The organism is Luteimonas huabeiensis HB2, assembly GCF_000559025.1.
In the GTDB taxonomy this organism is placed as follows: Bacteria; Pseudomonadota; Gammaproteobacteria; order Xanthomonadales; family Xanthomonadaceae; genus Luteimonas; species Luteimonas huabeiensis.
Window position 1 is genome coordinate 126556 of sequence record NZ_JAAN01000021.1, and the last position, 20307, is coordinate 146862.

Sequence of the window (20307 nt, forward strand, 5' to 3'; positions counted from 1 at the left end):
GGAGTCAGAGGCCAGAGGCCAGAGAGGGAGGAGACAGTCGGGTACGCAGCTTCGACTGCAGACCGTTGAGCATGCGCCCGAGCTCGGCGGCAACCGCAAGCAGCGGTTCAATGTCCGTCGAGCGCGTCAGATCCAGTTCGGCGGCGAGCATCAGCTGGGTTTCGAGTTCGGCGAGCGAACCCTGGGTCATCGACAGGAAACGCAGGAAGTCCCGTGTCGAATCACGCTCGTGACCTTCGGCGATGTTGGAAGGAATCGATACGGCACAACGCTGCAACTGGGAAACGAGACCGTACCGTTCGGACGCCGGAAAGGTCGCGGTGACCCGGTACACCGAAGCGGCGAGTTCCATTCCGAGACGCCACACCTCCAGATCCCGGTAGTTGCGAATCCCGCTCACGCTTTTTCCCTGGCCTCCGGCCCCTGGCCTCTGGCCTCCATCGATCGCACGAACCGATCGAACAACGGCGCCACGTCGTGCGGCCCGGGGCTCGCCTCGGGATGGCCCTGGAACGAGAACGCGGGCGCGTCGGTCAGGGCGATGCCCTGGTTGGTGCCGTCGAACAGCGAGCGGTGGGTGACGCGCACGTTGGCCGGCAGCGTGGACTCGTCCACCGCGAAGCCGTGGTTCTGCGAGGTGATCAGCACCTTGCCGCTGTCGAGATCCTGCACCGGGTGGTTGGCGCCGTGGTGGCCGTTGGCCATCTTGGCGGTGCGCGCGCCGGCGGCCAGCGCCAGCAGCTGGTGGCCCAGGCAGATGCCGAAGGTCGGGATCTTCTTCTCGATGCAGGCGCGGATCGCGGCGATGGCGTAGTCGCAGGGCTCCGGATCGCCGGGGCCGTTGGAGAGGAACACGCCGTCGGGCGACAGCGCCAGCACCTCGTCGATGCCGGTGCGCGCCGGCACCACGATCACCTCGCAGCCGCGCTCGGCCAGCATGCGCAGGATGTTGCGCTTGACGCCGAAGTCCCAGGCCACCACGCGCAGGCGCGGCTCGGCCCGCGTCCAGCCGCCCGCGTCCAGATCCAGCGTGCCCTCGCGCCAGGTGTAGCGCTCGGGGGTGCTGACCTCCTGCGCCAGGTCCATGCCCTTCAGGCCGGGGAACTTGCGCGCGGCCTCGATCGCGCGCTCGGCATCGATCTCGCCGGCCATCAACGCGCCGTTCTGCGCGCCGCGCTCGCGCAGCAGGCGCGTCAGCCGGCGGGTGTCGATGCCGGCGATGGCGACCATGCCGCGCGCGGCCAGCCAGTCCGGCAGCGCGGCGCGGCTGCGCCAGCTGCTGGGGCGGCGCGGCACGTCGCGCACGATCAGGCCGGCCGACCACACGCGCGCCGCCTCGTCGTCCTCGTCGGTGCAGCCGGTGTTGCCGATGTGCGGGTAGGTCAGGGTGACGATCTGGCGCGCATAGGAGGGGTCGGTCGCCACCTCCTGGTAGCCGGTCATGGCGGTGTTGAAGACCACCTCGCCGACCGAAAGGCCGTCGGCGCCTACGGAAACGCCCTCGAAGACGGTGCCGTCTTCGAGCGCGAGGATTGCGGGTTGGGTCACGGCGTTCGCCTTGTGTGGAGGAGACCCTGCACCGCCCTCGCCCCGCCTTGCGGCGGCGACGGGCTGCAAAAAACCTCGGACGTGGTCGGGAACCAGTCCGGGGCGGTGTGTTCAGGCGAGCGGGAATTTTACCGGCCGGGCGGGCAAAAGAAAACGCCCGCGTCGCCGGACGGCGCGCGCTCAGGCGCCCAGCAGGTCGGCCATGGCGTACCGCCCCGGCGGCATGGCCGCCACGCGCGCGGCCGCGGTCAGCGCGCCCCGGGCGAACACGTCGCGGTCGGTGGCGCGATGGATCAGCTCGACGCGTTCGCCGAGCCCGGCGAACTGCACGAGGTGCTCGCCGACGATGTCGCCGGCGCGCAGGCTGGCGTAGCGCGGCGCGGCGCCGCCGCGCTGCGCCGCCGCGCCCAGCGCGAGCGCGGTGCCGGAGGGCGCGTCCTGCTTGTGCACGTGGTGGCTCTCGACGATGTCGCAGTCCCAGCCCGGCAGCTCGCGCGCGGCGCGCTCGACCAGCGCGTTGAGCACCGCCACGCCCAGGCTGAAGTTGGCCGCCCACAGCACCGGGATGCGCGCGGCGGCCGCCTCCAGCGCCTGGCGCTGCGCATCCGCCAGCCCGGTGGTGCCGGAGACGAAGGCGGCGCCGCGCTGCACGCACTGGGCGAGCACGCCGTCGAAGCCGTCGGGCAGGCTGAAGTCGATCGCCGCGTCGAAGGCCGGCGCGCCGGCGAGCTCCCTGGCGGCGAAGCGCGGCACGCCGTCGATGACGCGCTGCTCCACCCGGCGCGAGACCGCGGCCACCACCTGCACGTCCTCGCGCTCGGCCGCCAGGCGCAACAGGGCGCGGCCCATGCGGCCGGTGGCGCCGTGGATCAGCAGGCGGATCGGCGGGTTGGACATGTCGGGCTCCGGGACGCGGGCCGCGGCGGACGCGCGGCCGGGCCGCATAGGCTGCGGCAGGCCGACGCCGCGATCAACCGCGGCGCTCGATCACCCGGCCGATGCCTTCGCCGTCGATCGCGGCGACCGCCGCGTCCAGCGCGGCCCGGTCCACCCCGGCGGCGAAGCCGACGCGGAAATGCACCTCCCCGGCCGGCGTGCGCGAGGAATGGATGGAGCCGATGTTCAGCCGGTGGCGCTCGAAGGCGGCCAGCAGCGCCCGCAGCGAGCCGGGCCGGTCCTCGGGCAGGTACACCGCCAGCGCCACCGGATCGGCCAGGTCGGCGAGCAGGTAGCCGACCCGCTCGTAGGTCCGGTTGCCCTCGGCCAGTGCGTCGGCGAAGGCCGCGCGCGAGGCGTCCAGCGCCTCGGCACGGAAGCGCGCCCGCGCCGCCTCGCCGCCGTCGGCCACCAGCGCCTGCAGCGTGCCCAGCTCGTCGCGCAGCGCCGCCAGCGCCGCCGGCACGTGCGGATTGCCGAACTGGATGTCCTCGTAGATCGCCGGGTTCAACGACAGCATGCGCGCGATCGTCGCCGCGTCCAGCTCGAAGGAGGCCGAGCGGAACGGCATCAGCCCGGCGAGCCCGCCGAGGTCGGCGGCGTGGCGGCGGATCGCCACGCCCTGGGCCAGGTGCAGCGCATGCACCTGCGCCTGCACCAGCGCCATCACCCGATCGTGGCGGCCCGGATCGGTGCGCACGCACTGCGCCTCCAGCGCCTCGGCGAGCCCGTCGAGCCAGCCTCGCCAGCGCGACAGCCGCGCCTCGCACAGCACCAGCACCCGCCCCTTCAGCGTCGGCGCCTTGGGCGGCGCGGTCATCGGGTGCAGGCCCGCCACCTCCGCGCGCGAGCGCAGCATGGCCGCCACCGGCGCCTCCTTGATCGAGGTGACGTCGAGCCACAGCCGTCCGGCCTCGCGCCCGCCCGCGGCCTCGCGCCAGGCGTCGACGATCCCGACGGTGCGGCGGATCGGTACCGAGAACAGCAGCACGTCGGCGCGCTCGATCAGTTCGGCCTGCGTTCGCGAGGCGGGATCGGCCGGGTCGTGGCCCAGTACCTCCAGGCCCATGCGCGCGCGGAAGAACCCGGCCAGCCAGCGGCCGTAGGCGCCGCCGCTGCCGACGATGCCGATCGTCGGTCGCGCCGGAACGCTCATGCCAGCCGTTGCGCCGGGAAGCGGCCGGGATCGGCCAGCGCGGCCGGCGCCGCGGCCTGCACGTCGAATTCCTCGTAGCCGGCGGCCAGCGTCGCCTCCAGCGCACCGTGCACCCCGGCCAGCGCGAACGACACCGCCTGCGGCAGCGCCTCGCCGCGCAGCGTCGCCGCGAGCGCCAGCGCCAGCAGCACGTCGCCGGTGCCGGCCACGTCCACCGGCAGGTACGGCGTCGTCCAGCGCCAGGCCGCCTCGCGTCCGACCAGCAGGGTCACCAGCCGCCCGGGCTCGCCGGCGACGCTGTGCGCCAGCACCCATTCGGGCCCGCGTTCCAGCAGCCGCCGCGCGGCGTCCAGCGCCTGCGCCTGCCCCAGCGCCGGACGCCCGCTCAGCCGGCCGAGCTCGAAGGCGTTCGGGGTCAGCAGCCAGGCGCGCGGCAGCAGGCGCTCGACCAGGACCCGCTCCAGCCCGGGCTCGACGTAGGGGCCGGTGTGGGTATCGCCGATCACCGGGTCCAGCCAGTAGCGCAGCGCCGGCGCGGCGGGCAGCGTGGCCTCCAGCCAGTCGGCGAAGGCCTCGCCGTTGCCGACGGTGCCGAAGTAGCCCGAGACCAGCGCCCGCGCGCGCTGCGGCAGCCCGCGTTCGCCGGCGCCGCGCAGCAGGTCGGCCAGCCAGTCGGCGGGCAGCATGCGGCCGCGCAGGGTGTCGTAGAACGGCGTGTTGCTGAGCAGCGTGGTCGGGATCTCCGCCACCCGCAGGCCGAGCGCGCGCAGCGGCGGCACGGCGGCGCTGTTGCCGGCGTGGCCGTAGACCAGCTGCGACTGCACCGAGACGACGTCGACCGGCGCCGGCCCGTCCGGGCGCTGCCGGCGGCCGTGCACCAGATGGCTGTCCTGGGGGGCTGGGTTCATCGCGGCATTCTACGGCCCGCCCCGCGGGTCGCGCCGCGCGTGGTCAAGATGTCATCCGGTCCCAGAAGCTGCGCACCCCGTCCACGAAGGTGCTCGATCGCGGCGAATGCCGTCGCGCGCCGTCGCCGACGAAGGTCGCCTCGAACTTCTCCAGCAGCTCGCGCTGCTCGGGCGTGAGGTTGACCGGGGTCTCCACCACGACCTTGCAGTACAGATCGCCGCGGTGGCGGCTGCGCACCGACTTGACCCCCTTGTCGCGGAGCCGGAACACGCGCCCGCTCTGGGTCTCGGCGGGCACCCGGATCTCCGCCTCGCCGTCGAGCGTGGGCACCCGCACCACGTCGCCGAGCGCGGCCTGCGAGATGCGGATCGGCACCTCGCAGTGCAGGTCGTCGCCGTCGCGCACGAAGATGTCGTGCGGGCGCACGCGGATCTCGACGTACAGGTCGCCGGGCGGGGCGCCGGCGGGCCCGGCCTCGCCCTCGCCGGCCAGGCGGATGCGGTCGCCGTTGTCCACGCCGGCGGGGATCTTCACCGAGAGGATCTTCTCTTCCTCGACGCGACCGGCGCCGTGGCAGGTCTTGCACGGGTTGACGATGGCCTGCCCGCGCCCGCCGCAGTGCGGGCAGGTCTGCTGCATGGTGAAGATGCCGCGCTGCATGCGGACCTGGCCGCGGCCGTGGCAGGTGCCGCAGGTCTCGATGCGCCCGTCCTCGGAGCCGTTGCCGTCGCAACTGCGGCAGGTGGTCAGCGTCGGCACCTCGATCTGCTTCTCGGCGCCGGCCACCGCCTCGCGCAGGTCCAGCTCCATCACGTAGCCGACGTCGGCCCCGCGCCTCGGGCCGCCGCGCGAACCGCCGCCGAAGATGTTGCCGAAGATGTCGCCGAAGATGTCGCCCATGTCCGGGCCGCCGAAGCCGCCCGGGCCGGCGTTGCCGCCGCCCATGCCGTGCTCGAAGGCTGCGTGCCCGTACTGGTCGTACATCCGCCGCTTGCCGCCGTCGGACAGGACCTCGTAGGCCTCCTTGCACTCCTTGAACGCGGCCTCCGCGGCGGCGTCGCCGGGGTTGCGGTCCGGGTGGTACTTCATCGCGCAGCGGCGGTAGGCCTTCTTCAGCTCATCCTCGCTGGCGCCGCGGGACACGCCCAGGACTTCGTAGTAGTCGCGCTTGCTCATGCGGCGGCACTCGGGACTCGGGACTGGGGACCCAGGGAAACGAACAGCTTCAGGTACACGGCGTCAGGCTCCACGGCGGGGACGGGGATCGAACGGCCCGGAAACAGCGGAGACCCGGCGGGCTGCCCCGCCGGGTCCCCGAGTCCCGGGTCCCGGGTCCCGGCTTACTTCTTGTCGTCGTCCTTGACTTCGGTGAACTCCGCGTCCACGACGTCGTCGCCGGCCTGGCCGGCGCCCGCCTGCGCGTCGCCGCCGCCCGGCTGCTGGCCGGCGGCCGCGACCGCGGCGAACAGCGCCTGCGCGGCCTCCTCCAGCGCCTTCGACTTGGCCTCGATCTGCGCCTTGTCGTCGCCCTTCATCGCGGTCTCGACCTCGGCGATCGCGCCCTCGACGCGACCGATCACGTCGCCGGGCACCTTGTCGCCGTTGTCCTTGATCGCGCTGCGGGCGCTGTGCACCAGGGCGTCGGCCTGGTTGCGCGCGCCGACCAGCTCCTGGAACTTGCGGTCGTCCTCGCGGTGCGCCTCGGCGTCGGCGACCATCCGCTGGATCTCCTCGTCCGACAGGCCCGAGCCGGCCTTGATCTCGACCTTCTGCTCCTTGCCGGTCTTCTTGTCCTTGGCCGACACGTGCAGAATGCCGTTGGCGTCGATGTCGAACGACACCTCCACCTGCGGCATGCCGCGCGGCGCCGGCTCGATGCCGGTCAGGTCGAACTTGGCCAGCGACTTGTTGTAGCGGGCCTGGTCGCGCTCGCCCTGCAGCACGTGCACGGTCACCGCGGACTGGTTGTCCTCGGCGGTGGAGAAGGTCTGCGAGGCCTTGGTCGGGATGGTGGTGTTCTTCTCGATGATCTTGGTGAACACCCCGCCCAGGGTCTCGATGCCCAGGCTCAGCGGGGTCACGTCGAGCAGCAGCACGTCCTTGACGTCGCCGGCCAGCACGCCGCCCTGGATCGCGGCGCCCAGCGCCACGGCCTCGTCGGGGTTGACGTCCTTGCGCGGCTCCTTGCCGAAGAACTCCGCCACCGCCTGCTGCACCTTGGGCATGCGGGTCTGGCCGCCGACCAGGATCACCTCGTTGATGTCGGAGGCGCGCAGGCCGGCGTCGTTGAGCGCGGTGCGGCAGGGCTCGATCGACTTCTTGATCAGGTCCTCCACCAGCGCCTCGAGCTTGGCCCGGGTCAGCTTGATGTTGAGGTGCTTCGGGCCGGAGGCGTCGGCGGTCACGTACGGCAGGTTGACCTCGGTCTGCTGCGCGCTCGACAGCTCGATCTTGGCCCGCTCGGCGGCGTCCTTCAGGCGCTGCAGCGCCAGCGGATCCTTGCGCAGGTCGATGCCCTGATCCTTCTGGAATTCCTCGACCAGGTAATCGATGACGCGCTTGTCGAAGTCCTCGCCGCCGAGGAAGGTGTCGCCGTTGGTGGCCAGCACCTCGAACTGCTTCTCGCCGTCGACCTCGGCGATCTCGATGATCGACACGTCGAAGGTGCCGCCGCCGAGATCGTAGACCGCGATCTTGCGGTCGCCGCCGGACTTGTCCAGGCCGTAGGCCAGCGCGGCCGCGGTCGGCTCGTTGATGATGCGCTTGACTTCGAGCCCGGCGATGCGGCCGGCGTCCTTGGTCGCCTGGCGCTGGCTGTCGTTGAAGTACGCCGGCACGGTGATGACGGCCTCGGTGACCTTCTCGCCCAGGTAGTCCTCGGCGGTCTTCTTCATCTTCTCCAGCACGCGCGCGGAGATCTCCTGCGCGGCCATCTTGCGGCCGTCGCTGGTCGCGACCCAGGCGTCGCCGTTGTCGTGCTCGACGATCTTGTACGGCACCAGGCCGATGTCCTTCTGGACCTCAGCGTCGGTGAACTTGCGGCCGATCAGGCGCTTGACCGCGAAGAAGGTGTTGCTGGGGTTGGTGACGGCCTGGCGCTTGGCCGAGGCGCCCACCAGGACTTCGCCGTCCTTGGTGTAGGCCACGATCGACGGCGTGGTGCGGTCGCCCTCGCTGTTCTCGATGACCTTGGCCTTGCCGCCGTCCATGATCGCCACGCACGAGTTGGTCGTGCCGAGGTCGATGCCGATGATCTTTGCCATGAGTGATTCCCTCTGGATCCCGTGATTCGTGTGATTGGGGGGCGGCGGGGCCGCCGATGCGGCCTATCTGGGGGCGCCGCGGGGGTGTTCAAGCAGCCGCCGGCGCGGGCTCAGTCCTTGGCGACCACCACCAGCGCCGGGCGCAGCAGGCGGTCGTTGAGCAGGTAGCCCTTCTGGAACACCTGCACCACGTGACCCGGCGGCACGCCGTCGCCGTCGGCCTGGCTGATCGCCTGGTGGCGCTCGGGGTCGAACGGCTCGCCGACCGGATCGACCACCCGCAGGCCGTGGTCCTCGGTCGCCTTCGTCAGCTGGCGATGGGTCAGCTCCAGGCCCTCGCGCAGCGGACCGGCCTCCGCGCCCGCGGCGGCCAGCCCGGCGTCGAGGCTGTCGAACACCGGCAGCAGGCTGCCGAGCAGGCGTTCGTTGGCGAAGCGGCGCGCGGCGTCCACCTCGCGCGCGAGGCGCTTGCGCTGGTTGTCGAGATCCGCGCGCTCGAGCAGGGACTGCGCGCGCAGTTGCTCCAGTTCCGCCTGCAGCAGCTGGACCTGTTCCTCCAGCAGCGCCTGCGGCGCGTCCTCGCCCTGCTCGGCCGCGGCCGGCTGCGCGCGCTCGTGATCGGGGGTGTCCTGTTGGCTTGCGTTGGTCATTTCCGTTCCCGTGGCGGTCGTTCGGCCGCCGCTGGCCGCAGCAATGGGGCTGCCGCCCGGGGATTCAAGCCCGCGCCGGGCTACGTCGGGGCGACGCCGCCGCGCTCGATCGCCGCGCCCAGGACCTCGGCGGTGGCCTGCACGACCGGGATCACCCGCTCGTAGGCCATGCGCGTCGGGCCGATCACCCCCAGCACGCCCAGCACCTTGCCGTCCGCGGCATAGGGCGCGCTGACCACCGAGACCCCCTCCAGCGGCGCCAGCCCGGTCTCCTCGCCGATGAAGATGCGCACGCCCGGCGCGCTGACCGTGCGCTCGAGCAGCTGCAGGATCTCGCGCTTGCGCGAAAACGCCTCGAACAGGTCGCGCAGCCGGTCCAGGTCGGCCAGGTCCTGCACCCCGATCAGCCGGGTCTGCCCGGCCACCACCATGTCGTCCTCGCCATCGGGCGCCAGCGCCTGCTCGGCCAGTTCCACCGTCTGCGCCAGCAGATTCTCCATCTCGTGACGCGCCACCCGCATCTCGGCCACCAGGGTGGCGCGGATGTCGGCCACCGAACGGCCGGCGAAGTGCGCGTTGAGATAGTTGGCGATGCGCTCCAGCTCGGAAGGTTCATAGGCGCGCCGGGTCTGGATCAGCCGGTTCTGCACCTCGTTGTCGGCGAAGACCAGGATCGCCATCACCCGCTGGCTGTCCACGGCGACGAAATCGATGTAGCGGAAGGCGAACTGTTCGCGCCGCGGCACGCTGACCACGCCGACGAAGCGGGTCATCGCCGAGACCAGCTCCGAGGCGCTGCCCAGCAGCGACTGGGTGCCGCCGCCGGCGGCCAGCTGGCTGCGCAGGCGGCTCACGTCGTGTTCCGGCAGCGGCCGCAGCTGCAGCAGCGAATCCACGAACACCCGGTAGCCCTGCGCGGTCGGCACCCGTCCCGCCGAGGTGTGCGGGGCGGTCAGCAGCCCGCTGTCCTCCAGGTCGGCCAGGATGTTGCGGATCGTGGCCGGGCTGACGTCGAGCCCGGCATGCCGGGCCAGGGTCTGCGAGCCGACCGGCTCGCCGTCCTCGATGTGGCGGGCGATGAGCGTGCGCAGCAGATGGCGGGCGCGCGGATCGAGTTCTGACGAGGGCGGACCTTTGCGGCTCATGGCGCCGGTATAAGGCCCGGGCGCCCACCGCGCAAGCGCGTCTCAATTCCTGCGCCGGCGCCGGCCGATGGTTGGCCCGCTCCGCTGCGCCCTGCACAATTCCGCCATGCTGACCCATCTCGCCCTGCGCAACTTCGCCGTCGCCACCGCCAGCGAGCTCGAATTCGGGCCCGGGCTGACGGTCATCTCCGGCGAGACCGGCGCCGGCAAGTCGCTGCTGGTCGACGCGCTCGGCTTCCTGTCCGGGCTGCGCGCCGACAGCGGCATGGTCCGCCACGGGGCCGACCGCGCCGAGCTGAACGCCACCTTCGACCTCGCCGACGCCCCCGCCGCGCGCGACTGGCTGCGCGAGGAGGAATTCGACGACGGCGACGCCTGCCAGCTGCGCCGCACCCTGCGCGCCGACGGCGGCTCCCGCGCCTGGATCAACGGGCGCCCGGCCACGCTGGGCCAGCTCGCCGCGCTGGCCGGCCACCTGGTGGAGATCCACGGCCAGCACGAGCACCAGGCCCTGCTCGCGCGGGGCTCCCAGCTCGCCCTGCTCGACGCCTACGGCCGCCACGCGGCGGCGCTGGAGGCGGTGGCCGCGCAGGCGCGCGCCTGGTCGGCGCTGCTGGCCGAGCGCGAGCGGCTGTCGGCGATCGGCGACCCGGCCGAGCGCCGGGACTGGCTCGCCCACCAGCTGCGCGAGCTGGAGCGCGAGCGGCTGGAGCCCGAGGCCCTGGCCGAACTGGACGCCGCGCACCGCCGCCAGGCCAATGCCGCCGGCCTGATCGCCGCCTGCGAGGGCGCGCTCGCGGCGCTGTCCGAGGACGACGCGCTGACCGCGCGCCTGCGCCGCATGCGCGGCGAGCTGACCCGCCTGCAGGGCGACGAGCCGCGCCTGGCCGAAGTGGACGCCATGCTGGAAGCCGCCTCGATCCAGCTCGACGAGGCGCAACTGCTGCTGCAGCGCGTGCGCGACGACCTGGAGATCGACCCGGAGCGCTTCGCCGAGCTGGAACGCAGCCTGGCCCGGGTGCAGGACCTCGCCCGCAAGCACCGGGTCGCGCCCGAGGCGCTGGCCGGGGTGCGCGATCGCCTGCAGGCGGAGCTGGAAGAACTCACCGGCGCCGACGAGCGCCTGCGTCGCCTGGAAGGCGACCTCGCCGCGGCGGCCGCGCGCTGGGGCGAGGCCGCCGCGGCGCTCAGCGCCGCCCGCGCCGACGCGGCCGCCCGCCTGTCGGCGGCGACCACCGGCCTGATCGGCGAACTGGGCATGGGCGGCGGCCGCTTCGAGATCGCGCTGGAACCGCAGCCGGCCGGGCGCCCGGACCCGCTGGGGGCCGAGCGGGTCGAGTTCCTGGTCGCCGCCAACGCCGGGCAGCCGCCGCGGCCGCTGCGCAAGGTCGCCTCCGGCGGCGAGCTGTCGCGCATCTCGCTGGCGATCGAGGTCGCCGCGCTCGGCCTGGACGCGGTGCCGACCATGGTGTTCGACGAGGTGGACTCGGGCATCGGCGGCGCGGTCGCCGACATCGTCGGCCAGCGCCTGCGCGCCCTCGGCGCCTCGCGCCAGGTGCTGTGCGTGACCCACCTGCCGCAGGTCGCCGCGCAGGGGCACGCGCACTACCGGGTCAGCAAGCAGGCCCGCGACGGCACCACCGAGAGCACCGTGACGCGGCTGGGCGCGCGCGAGCGCGAGGAAGAACTGGCGCGCATGCTGGGCGGCGTGGAAGTCAGCCGCGAGGCGCGCGCCGCCGCCAGGAAACTGCTCGCCGCGGCCTCCGGCTGAGCGCCGGCGGGCCGGTCGCGGACCCGGGCGCGGTGGGCGGCCGAAGCCGCCCGGGCCTTCGCGGCGCCCGAAGTCTCTTCATCCGGGGCAGCGGAAGCTTCGGCGCTGAAGGCCGAGCCGCCGATTTCCGCCTAGGAGCATGGGCGGTAGAAACGTTCGAGGCGAGAAGTCGCCTGCGCGAGGCCAGGTTATCGCCGCTTCGCCGGCCTGTAGCGGGGACTACAGGCCAAGAAGCGGCGGAAAGCTGGACCGCGCAGGCGGCTTCGCAGCCCGGACGGCTTCTGCCGCCCACGCTCCTAGCGCTTCTTGCGCACGTACAGCACCAGCGAATGGTCTTCCAGGTGGAAGCCGTGCTGCTCGGCGACCTCGTGCTGCAGGCGTTCGATTTCCGCGCTCTCGAATTCGATGATGCGCCCGGTGTCCACATCGACCATATGGTCGTGGTGGCCGCCGCGGTCGAGCTCGTACACCGCGTGGCCGCCCTCGAAGTTGTGCTTGAGCACCAGGCCCGCCGCCTCGAACTGGGTCAGCACGCGGTACACCGTGGCCAGGCCGATCTCGTCGCCCTGCTCCAGCAGCTGGCGGTAGATCTCTTCCGCCGTCATGTGGTGGTGGGGCGTCTTCTGTTCCAGCAGCTCGAGGATGCGCATGCGCGGGTGCGTGACCTTGAGGCCCGCCTTGCGCAGGTCGAGGGATTCCATCGTCGTCTCCAAATCAGTCGGCCTGTTGGCGCTGAACGCCGGCTGCCCGAACCGGTCGCGGCGGTCGCGGCGAGTGTATCATCGGCGCGTTCCCGACTTCCCGTGGCCCCATGCGCAACGTCCTCGTCCCGCTCCTCGTCGCCGGCGTCCTCTCGGGCTGCGGCATCATCTACAAGCAGCCGATCTACCAGGGCAGCCTGGTGGCGCCGGACGCCGTCGAGCAGCTGCAGCCGGGCATGACCAAGCAGCAGGTGCTGGGGCTGCTGGGCTCGCCCTCGATCGCCGACCCGTTCCACCAGCAGCGCTGGGACTACACCGCCACCCAGCGCAACGACCGCCTGGGCCGGACCGAGATCAAGAACTTCACCCTCTGGTTCGAGAACGACGCCCTGGCCCGCTGGGAAGGCGAGTACTTCCCGAAGCAGGACGAGGAACTGGCCGCCGAGATGCGCAAGTTCGGCAACCTGCCGCGCGAGCGCGGCGCGCGCCGCTGATCGCGCGCGCCCCCTAGCGGCCGCGCGCGGCGGCGCGACGGCGCCGCGCCTCCTTCGGATCGGCCTGCAGCGGCCGCAGCAGTTCCAGGCGGTCGCCATCGGCCAGCACCGCCGAAGGCTCCACCCGTTCGCCGAACACCGCATAGCCGTCCACGCCGGCCATCGGCAGGCCGGAGGCCGCCAGCGCCTGCGCCACCGTGGCGCCCACGGGCAGCGCCACCACCGCCCGCTCGAACCTCCCCGGCCAGGCCAGGATCACCTCGACGCGGATCGTGCCGCTCACGGCACCTCGCGGTCGGCCACGCGCACGAAGTCGTCCACCATCCGGTCCGCCAGGCCCTGGAAGCCGATCGTCAGCGCCGGCAGCAGCAGCCGGCTGCGCGGCTCGAAGTCCAGGGTCAGCGCGACCTTGCAGGCGTGCTCCTCCAGCGCATGGAACTCCCAGCGCCCGTCCAGCCGGCGGAACGGCCCATCGCGCAGGCGCATGTCGATCCGCTGCGGCGGGTGCAGCGTGTTCTCGGTGGTGAACCAGGTGCGCAGCGCGCCCAGCCCCAGGTCCAGCCGCGCCACCTGCCGGGTCGGCGTCGATTCGATCACCTCGGCGCGGTCGCACCAGGCGAAGCGCCGCGGATAGGCCTCGACATCGTGGACCAGCGCGAACATCCGCTCGGCGGAGTGCTCGACCAGGGCGCTGCGTTGGATCTTCGGCATGGGGCCTCGCGGTATGCGGGGTGTGTCCACGCCCGCCGGATTCGGGGACAATGCCCGGATGGGCAAGCAAGCGGGTAAGGATAAGGCAAACGGCGGGACCATCGCGCTGAACAAGCGCGCGCGCCACGAATACCACCTCGAGCAGCGCTTCGAGGCCGGCCTCGCGCTGCAGGGCTGGGAGCTCAAGGCCATCCGCGCCGGCCGCGCCAACATCGGCGAGAGCTACGCCATCGTGCGCAAGGGCGAGATCTTCCTGTTCGGCGCGCAGATCACCCCGTTGATCTCCGCCTCCACCCACGTGGTGGCCGAGGCCCAGCGCACCCGCAAGCTGCTGCTGCACCGGCGCGAGATCGACCAGCTGATCGGCAAGGTCGAGCGCGACGGCTACACCCTTGTGCCCACCGCGCTCTACTGGAAAGGCAACAAGGTGAAGGCCGAGCTGGCGCTGGCCCGCGGCAAGCAGAAGCACGACAAGCGCGACGCCGAGCGCGAGCGCGACTGGAACCGCGAGAAGCAGCGCGTGATGCGCCGGCACAACAAGGACGCGTAGGGCGTATCGACGTTCGGCCTGCAGCGCCGAAGCTGGTCTTGCGCGCGCAAGCGGGACCTGTCGTCCCTTCTCCCGCAAGCAGGCCCATACCGTCCCTTCTCCCGCAAGCGGGCCCATACCGTCCCTTCTCCTCTCCCGCAAGCGGGCCCATATCGTCCCTTCTCCCGCGCGCAGCGCCGGATGAGGGCATTTTTCGCGCTGCGGCGTACCCGCGTCCGCCTTCGGCCCCCTTCCTCGCGGGCGGAAGGGGGCGCCGTGTGCCGTCGTGCGCGTAGAAGGCCCGCTCCGGCACGGCCCGAACGGACAGCGCCCCCCTGCCCCGCCCTCGGCCGCTCGATGCAACGTCATCGCACGACCGACACAGCTCTCGCCACACCACGAACGCAGCGCCGCGCCCCACGCCGGATGCGCGACCCCGGCGGCCGCGGACGACAAGCCCACCCAGGTCGCCGGCACCCCGCGCGCTACCGCCCGCCGGCCGATGAACGGCGCCGCCCCCGATCGTCCGGCGGCGCTTGTGTCCCGGTTCCCGGCCCCTATACTGGCCCGGTCGGCGATGAACGACATTCCCGGGGGTGCACTGGCTTCGACGGGGGTCGCGAAATTGCCTGGCGCATGCCGAGGGGGCAGCTTTCCTCGTTAATCCAGCGGCAAACTCATAGTTGCCAACGACGACAACTACGCTCTGGCCGCTTAAGGCCTAGCCCCGAACCCAGCTTGTGTCCGTGCTAGTGGGTGTAGGGTCATCATCACGGAATCGCCGGGAGTGGCCGCCTGCCAGCCCCCGGTCAACACACAGCAGGCTGGTCCCGGGATGCGCTTCGCACACCGTGCTGTTCCGGGACGAGACCCAACGGTGAGCTAAGCATGTAGAGCCGGGGATGGAGTGCCTTCGGACGGCGGTTCGATTCCGCCCACCTCCACCAATACCCCAAGGCCAACCGATCTCGGTTGGCCTTTTTTCTTGCCCGCAACGCCAGTGTTGGCGCGGCTTCCGAGTAAGGCCTCGCGAGCGCTGGCGGTAGCCGCGCCTCCCGTTTCGGTCATTTCCGCCTCTCTGAGCGGGTGTGTTCTCTGCCGGTCTCGCGAGGACTCGTGAGACGAGTGCTTGGCCGATCAAGCCCTTACGCGCGCAGGTTGGGGTGTGTGAGTGGTAGGCGGCGTGGAGTCGAACGGGCCACGACGGCGTGATGGCCTGCAGAAAAAACGAAGGGCCGGGTCACCCCGGCCCATCGCGGTAGCTCAACGGGCACCCTTCCGAAGTTAAGAGCCTACCGCGGCTCGGTGTGCCAAGCAAATGCACTCCTGGCGCTGCGCGGCGCACGCTCTCACCGCACGCGACCCAAGCCCCGGTCCGCCTCCTCGCCATGGAGCATCAGTGTCCCCTCGTCAGCGCACTCAATGCGGCCGCTCGGCTCGATCCCCGAGCCGCGCCGATGCGGGCCCCCTTCGATCCACGACGATCCAGCGGACATCAGGACGATCCGTGTCCTCGATGCTGGGGGTCGTTCGCGCTTGCTGCGCCTCATCGCCGCTGCTGCTAGACCACCAGCCGGTAGCCCACCTGCAGTTCTGTCAGCAGATGGCGCGGCTGCGCCGGATCGTCCTCGAGCTTGCGGCGCAGATTGGCCATGTGCACGCGCAGGTGATGGGTGCGCTCGGCGTGGCCCGGCCCCCAGACCTGGGTGAGCAGCTGGCGGTAGGTGAGCACCGCGCCTTGCGCCCGCAGCAGCGTCACCAGCAGCCGGAACTCGATCGGGGTCAGGTGCACGGTCTCGCCGCGCCGGCGCACGTCGTGGGTGCGCGCGTCCACCTCGACGTCGCCGAAGCGCCAGACCGGCTCGGCCGCCTGCGGCTGCAGCCGGCGTTGCAGCGCGCGCAGCCTCGCCAGCAGTTCGTCGATGCCGAAGGGCTTGGTGAGGTAGTCATCGGCCCCGGCATCCAGCGCGGCGACCTTCTCGCGCTCCTGGTCGCGCGCCGACAGCACGAGGATCGGCACCGGGGACCAGCCGCGCACCTGGGTGATCAGCGTTTTGCCGTCGCCGTCAGGCAGGCCGAGGTCCACGATCAGCAGGTCGGGCCGGCGGGTGGCGGCGTCGATCTGGCCCCGCTTGACGCTCTCGGCCTCGCTCACGCTGTAGCCGGCGTACTCCAGTGCGAGCCGGACGAAGCGGCGGATCGGCGCGTCGTCCTCGATCAGCAGCACATGGCCGCCCGGGGCATCGGTGCTCACGTCTCGACTCCTTCCTGCGGCGCCGGCCGCTGCGGCAGGTGCAAGGCGAACACGCTGCCCTGCGGCTCGCGCTTGCGCGCCTCCACGCGTCCGCCGTGCAGGGCGGCGATGCGCTCCACCAGCGCCAGTCCCAGGCCCATGCCGGTCATCGGCGACTCCGCCGCACCCCGCTGGAACGGCGCGAACAGGCGGCTGGGGTCGTCGCCGGGCCAGCCGGGGCCATCGTCGGCCACCTCGATCACCAAGGTGCCGCCGGGATCCAGCCGCGCGTCCACGGCGATGCGGCAGCCGGCGGGGGTGTGCTTGCAGGCATTGTCCAGCAGATTGACCAGGGCGCGCTCGAGCAGCAGGGCATCCACCTCCACCAGCGGCAGGCCGGCCGCCAGCCGGACCTCGAGCCCATGTCCGGCGCAGGCGCTGCGGACGTGACCGAGCGCGCTGGCGACGATCTCCTCCAGGGCATGCCACTGTCGGTCCAGGCGCGCCTGGCCGGACTGCAGTCGGGCCAGTTGCAGCAGGTTGTCGAGCAGCGACTGCATGGCCCGGGCCTGCTCGACCAGCGCCTGCAGCAGGGGGCGGGTGGGCCCCTCGGCGCCGCGCTGCAGGGCGAGTTCGGCGGTGCCGAGCATCCCGGCCACCGGGGTGCGCAAATCGTGCGAGAGGGACAGCAGCAGGGTGTTGCGCAGGCGTTCTCCCTCCATCTGCACCAGCGTGTCGCGCGCCACCTCGACGAAGTGCACGCGCTCCAGCGCCACCGCGATCTGCCCGGCGCAGGCTTCCAGCGTTTCCAGATCCTCGGGCCGTCGCCAGGGCGGCTCCGCCCGCGGGGCGACGACGAGGACGCCGCGCACGCGCATCGGCGCCTTCAGCGGCAGATAGCGCGCCGGGGCCGCGGCGAGCGTCCCGGTGCCGGCGCCCGCGCTCTCCCCGTGGTCGAGCACCCACTGCGCGATGCTCACGTCCACCGATCGTTCCGGCCGCGCCGGGCGCACGCGGTGCCCGGCGTCGGGCAGCACGACCGTGATGGCGGCCTGGAAGTGCGCGCCCACGGTCTCTTCGGCGATCTCGACGATCCGTTCGCTTTCCAGCGCACCGGACAAGGCATTGGCCAGGCGGGTCAGCAGTGCGCTGCGCCGTTCGCGCTCGCGCATCGCCAGCACGGCAAAGCGAAGCCGTGCTGTCAGCTGGCCGATGATCAGCGCGACGGCGAGCATCAGGGCAAAGGTCAGCAGGTACTGCGTGTCGCTGACGGCGAACGACAACTGCGGCTGGACGAAGAAGAAGTCGAAGCACAGCACCGCCAGCAAGGCCGCGAGGGCGCCGGCCGTGCGTCCAGCCCGCAGCGCCACCAGCACCACCGCCAACAGGTACACCATCACGATGTTCGCCAGATCGAACACCCGTGCGAGCGGCCAGGCGACGACGGTGGCCAGGGCACAGGCGGCCGCGGCCCAGGCCAGCGGGTGACGGGTGCGAGGCTCCCGGTCCGGCGCGCCGAGCGCCGGCCGTGCCTGCACCGCCGCGCCGGGACGGCCCGCCGCCACGCCGATGCGCACCACGTCCACCTCCGGCGCCAGTCGCTGCACCGCGCTCGCCAGGTCGCCGCGCAGGGCGGTCCAGAGGCGGCGCCAGCCCGAGGCCTCGGCGGCCGCGCCCAGCACGATGCGGTTGGCATTGCGCTCCCGCGCGCAGCGCACGAGCGAGGCCGGCACATCGTCGCCGGCCAGGGTCAGGACGTCGGCGCCCAGCCGACGGGCCTCGCCGAGCAGCTCGAGCACCGCTTCCCGCTCCTGGCGCGAGGCGCGATCGTCGAGCCGGTCCACGTACACGGCGATCCATTCGGCCTCCAGCCGGGACGCGAGCCGCGCCGCCGCGCGGACCACCGGGGCATCGCGCGCGCCGCCCAGTCCCACCAGCAGCCGTTCGCGCGCCGGCCAGACGCGGCCGGGATCCTCCCGGGTGCGCTGCGCGCGCATCTGGGCATCCACGCGGTCGGCCACCCGCCGTAGGGCCAGTTCACGCAGGGCGATCAGGTTGCCGGGACGGAAGAAGCGCTCGACGGCCGACTGCGCCACATCGGGCAGATAGACCTTGCCGTTGCGCAGGCGCTGGATCAGGTCGGCGGCCGGCAGGTCGATCAGGGTCACGTCGTCGGCGGCATCGAACACGCGGTCCGGCACCGTCTCGCGCACGCGCACGCCGGTGATCGCGGCCACCACGTCGTGCAGGCTCTCCAGGTGCTGCACGTTGACGGTGGTGTAGACGTCGAAGCCGGCCGCGAGCAGCTCCTCCACGTCCTGCCAGCGCTTGGCATGGCGGCTGCCGGGGGCGTTGGTGTGCGCCAGCTCATCCACCGCGATCAGCGCGGCCGACGAGGCCAGCGCCGCATCGAGATCGAACTCGGTGAGCTCGCGGCCCCGGTACTCGAGGCGCTTGCGCGGCAGTACCGGCAATCCTTCGAGCAGCGCCTGGGTCTCCTTGCGGCCATGGGTCTCGACGATGCCCACGCACACCGCCACGCCTTCGCGCTGGCGCTCGTGCAACGCCTGCAGCATCGCGTAAGTCTTGCCGACGCCCGGACAGGCGCCGAAGAAGAGCTTGAGCCGGCCGCGCCGCTGGCGCGCCTCATCGGCCTGCACTTCGGCGAGCAGGCGGTCGGGATCGGGGCGGTCGGGAGGTCGGCTCATGAGCCCTCCATTATGCCACAAGGGCCTAGAAGCTACGCGTCAGGATGACGGACAGGCGCGCTCGTCCCATGTTGACGCCATTGAGGTCGGTCCACAGCGCGCGGTCGGCGTTGGTGTCGGTGTACTGCAGGCTCACGGTCGTGCCGTTCCAGGCGGGGCCGATCGTCGAGGCATCGTAGCGGACGCCGAGCTTCCAGTCGGTGTACGAAAACGGGCCCGCCGCACCGCGAAAACGCTGTCGGCCCGCGTGCAGGTCGATCGTCCACGGCCCGTCGCCGATCGGCACCGCCGCCGAGAGGTCGAGGTACGTGCTGCCGGCGGGCGCGTCGAAGCCGAAGGTGTCACCGGCACTGACGTAGAGCTTGGCGGCCAACTGCCGCCATGCGGCGCCCACGAGCAGCTCGGTCGTGTCGGCGCGCACCACGCCCGCCGGGCGGCTGCCCGGATACCGGTAGTGAATGAGACCGACGTCGAATGTCGTGGCCTCATCGGGCTTGAACCGCCAGCCGCCGTAGAGATCCAGCTCCAGGCTGCCGGCACGATAGCCCTGGTAGTCCTGAAGCCAGCCAACGTTCGATCCCGACAACCCGGCATAGAAGCCGGCTTTGCCGCCGAGTTCCACGCCGGCCTGGACCGCGGGCTTGCCACCGGTCTGGGTCAGCCCGCGAAACAGATAGTCGCTGGTCAGGGTGGCGGTGCCGGACACCGTGACGGCGGACGCGTCGCGGTTCTCGTCCCCGGACTGGCTCCAGGCCAGACCCGGCGCGAGGGCCAGCGCCGCGGCCGACAGGCCGGCGAGGCGACGCAGCGTGCAAGCGAAGTGATGCATCGAAAGACTCCTGTGGGTCCGACGGCCGGCGGGCGCCGACCGGAGCGAAGGAAAAGACATCCCCTGACCGCCCCTGCGGGCGGTCTGCGAAGGACGCAGTGGGTTGTGAATCAGCGCGCGGGCGTCACCGTGGCGGACGCGCGTCGAGCGCAAGGTTCAGCGCCAGCACATTGACGCGCGGCATGCCGATCAGGCCCAGCCATGGCCGCTCGGTATGCGCCTGCACGAGCGCGTCGAGTTCCGCAGGCGTCATGCCCCGCGCGCGCGCCACGCGCGGGATCTGCCAGCGCGCGGCCTCGGGCGAGACGTGAGGGTCGAGCCCGCTGGCCGAGGCGGTCACCAGCTCCATCGGCACCGGCTGCGTCGTCTCCGGTTGGGCCGCGCGCAGCGCTTCGATGCGCGCGCGCACTGCGTCCACCAGCGCCGGATGGCTCGGCGCGAGGTTGCTGCCGCTGGAGGCGGCCGCGTTGTAAGGCACGGGCGCGGTCGCCGAGGGGCGGCCCCAGAAGTACTTGGGGTCGTCGAAGGCCTGACCGATCAGCCGGCTGCCGACGACCTGCCCGTTGCGCTCGATCAGGCTGCCGTTGGCCTGCACCGGCATCAGGCCCTGGGCCACGGCGGTGAGCGCCAGGGGATAGACGAGTCCGGTGATCACGGCCAGTACGGCGAAGAGCGCGAGGGCAGGACGCACAAGGGTTCGCAAGGTGTTCATGGACGAGCTCCG

The 20307-nt window shown here is 72.2% G+C and carries 19 protein-coding genes and 1 other RNA gene; 4 read left to right on the forward strand and 16 right to left on the reverse strand.

The annotated features are described in order from the left end of the window. Window positions 1-4: 4 nt before the first annotated feature. From Z164_RS0108965 to hrcA, 9 genes are all read right to left on the reverse strand, one after another. Entirely contained in the window at window positions 5-400 is a 396-nt protein-coding gene (locus Z164_RS0108965; protein ID WP_236621780.1) for a four helix bundle protein, read from the reverse strand. After that, complete coding sequence (carA, locus tag Z164_RS0108970) at window positions 397-1548, reverse strand: glutamine-hydrolyzing carbamoyl-phosphate synthase small subunit (RefSeq protein WP_024890372.1); 1152 nt, start codon at window positions 1546-1548, stop codon at window positions 397-399. Before carA ends, Z164_RS0108965 begins: the two co-directional genes overlap by 4 nt. Before the next feature lie 180 nt (window positions 1549-1728). Next, window positions 1729-2445, reverse strand: a complete 717-nt coding sequence (gene dapB, locus Z164_RS0108975; RefSeq protein ID WP_024890373.1) for a 4-hydroxy-tetrahydrodipicolinate reductase — start codon at window positions 2443-2445, stop codon at window positions 1729-1731. A 73-nt stretch (window positions 2446-2518) separates the two neighbouring features. After that, window positions 2519-3640 carry a prephenate dehydrogenase gene (locus tag Z164_RS0108980; protein WP_024890374.1) on the reverse strand — a complete coding sequence of 374 codons (1122 nt, stop codon included), beginning with the start codon at window positions 3638-3640 and terminating at the stop codon, window positions 2519-2521. Continuing rightward, window positions 3637-4548 (reverse strand): pyridoxal kinase, encoded by a 912-nt coding sequence (pdxY, locus tag Z164_RS0108985; protein ID WP_024890375.1) that lies wholly within the window; start codon window positions 4546-4548, stop codon window positions 3637-3639. The genes Z164_RS0108980 and pdxY overlap by 4 nt, the downstream gene beginning before the upstream one ends. 43 nt (window positions 4549-4591) lie before the next feature. Next, on the reverse strand, window positions 4592-5725 hold the full coding sequence (dnaJ, locus tag Z164_RS0108990; protein ID WP_024890376.1) for a molecular chaperone DnaJ: 1134 nt from the start codon (window positions 5723-5725) through the stop codon (window positions 4592-4594). Between the two features lie 164 nt (window positions 5726-5889). After that, complete coding sequence (dnaK, locus tag Z164_RS0108995; protein ID WP_024890377.1) at window positions 5890-7812, reverse strand: molecular chaperone DnaK; 1923 nt, start codon at window positions 7810-7812, stop codon at window positions 5890-5892. Window positions 7813-7922: 110 nt separating this feature from the next. Then, window positions 7923-8462, reverse strand: a complete 540-nt coding sequence (gene grpE, locus Z164_RS0109000) for a nucleotide exchange factor GrpE (protein WP_024890378.1) — start codon at window positions 8460-8462, stop codon at window positions 7923-7925. Between the two features lie 80 nt (window positions 8463-8542). After that, window positions 8543-9607, reverse strand: coding sequence for a heat-inducible transcriptional repressor HrcA (hrcA, locus tag Z164_RS0109005; protein WP_024890379.1), 1065 nt, complete (start codon window positions 9605-9607; stop codon window positions 8543-8545). Window positions 9608-9713: 106 nt separating this feature from the next. On the opposite strand from hrcA, the gene recN reads away from it, so the two are divergent. After that, window positions 9714-11378, forward strand: a complete 1665-nt coding sequence (gene recN / locus Z164_RS0109010; protein WP_024890380.1) for a DNA repair protein RecN — start codon at window positions 9714-9716, stop codon at window positions 11376-11378. A gap of 296 nt (window positions 11379-11674) precedes the next feature. On the opposite strand, the gene fur is transcribed toward recN, so the two are convergent. Beyond that, the gene (gene fur, locus Z164_RS0109015; protein WP_024890381.1) at window positions 11675-12079 is read right to left on the reverse strand and encodes a ferric iron uptake transcriptional regulator; all 405 of its coding nucleotides are present in this window, start codon (window positions 12077-12079) and stop codon (window positions 11675-11677) included. 110 nt (window positions 12080-12189) lie between these two features. On the opposite strand from fur, the gene Z164_RS0109020 reads away from it, so the two are divergent. After that, window positions 12190-12573, forward strand: coding sequence for an outer membrane protein assembly factor BamE (locus tag Z164_RS0109020; protein WP_024890382.1), 384 nt, complete (start codon window positions 12190-12192; stop codon window positions 12571-12573). A gap of 13 nt (window positions 12574-12586) precedes the next feature. On the opposite strand, the gene Z164_RS0109025 is transcribed toward Z164_RS0109020, so the two are convergent. Together Z164_RS0109025 and Z164_RS0109030 are read right to left on the reverse strand one after the other, a co-directional pair. Then, entirely contained in the window at window positions 12587-12844 is a 258-nt protein-coding gene (locus Z164_RS0109025) for an RnfH family protein (RefSeq protein WP_043689687.1), read from the reverse strand. Between the two features lie 8 nt (window positions 12845-12852). Continuing rightward, a complete protein-coding gene (locus Z164_RS0109030) occupies window positions 12853-13284 on the reverse strand; it encodes a type II toxin-antitoxin system RatA family toxin (protein WP_024890384.1) in 432 nt (143 codons plus the stop codon). Window positions 13285-13342: 58 nt separating this feature from the next. On the opposite strand from Z164_RS0109030, the gene smpB reads away from it, so the two are divergent. Together smpB and ssrA are read left to right on the forward strand one after the other, a co-directional pair. After that, window positions 13343-13834, forward strand: coding sequence for an SsrA-binding protein SmpB (smpB, locus tag Z164_RS0109035; RefSeq protein WP_024890385.1), 492 nt, complete (start codon window positions 13343-13345; stop codon window positions 13832-13834). 571 nt (window positions 13835-14405) lie between these two features. Beyond that, window positions 14406-14760, forward strand: a transfer-messenger RNA (tmRNA) gene (gene ssrA, locus Z164_RS21885). A gap of 614 nt (window positions 14761-15374) precedes the next feature. On the opposite strand, the gene Z164_RS0109045 is transcribed toward ssrA, so the two are convergent. From Z164_RS0109045 to kdpC, 4 genes are all read right to left on the reverse strand, one after another. After that, window positions 15375-16067 carry a response regulator gene (locus tag Z164_RS0109045; RefSeq protein WP_024890386.1) on the reverse strand — a complete coding sequence of 231 codons (693 nt, stop codon included), beginning with the start codon at window positions 16065-16067 and terminating at the stop codon, window positions 15375-15377. Beyond that, window positions 16064-18754: a sensor histidine kinase gene (locus Z164_RS0109050; RefSeq protein ID WP_024890387.1), complete on the reverse strand. Its 2691-nt coding sequence runs from the start codon at window positions 18752-18754 to the stop codon at window positions 16064-16066. Before Z164_RS0109050 ends, Z164_RS0109045 begins: the two co-directional genes overlap by 4 nt. A 25-nt stretch (window positions 18755-18779) precedes the next feature. After that, window positions 18780-19583: a TorF family putative porin gene (locus Z164_RS0109055; RefSeq protein WP_024890388.1), complete on the reverse strand. Its 804-nt coding sequence runs from the start codon at window positions 19581-19583 to the stop codon at window positions 18780-18782. 124 nt (window positions 19584-19707) lie between these two features. Continuing rightward, window positions 19708-20295: a potassium-transporting ATPase subunit KdpC gene (gene kdpC / locus Z164_RS0109060; protein WP_043689643.1), complete on the reverse strand. Its 588-nt coding sequence runs from the start codon at window positions 20293-20295 to the stop codon at window positions 19708-19710. Between the last annotated feature and the right edge of the window lie 12 nt (window positions 20296-20307).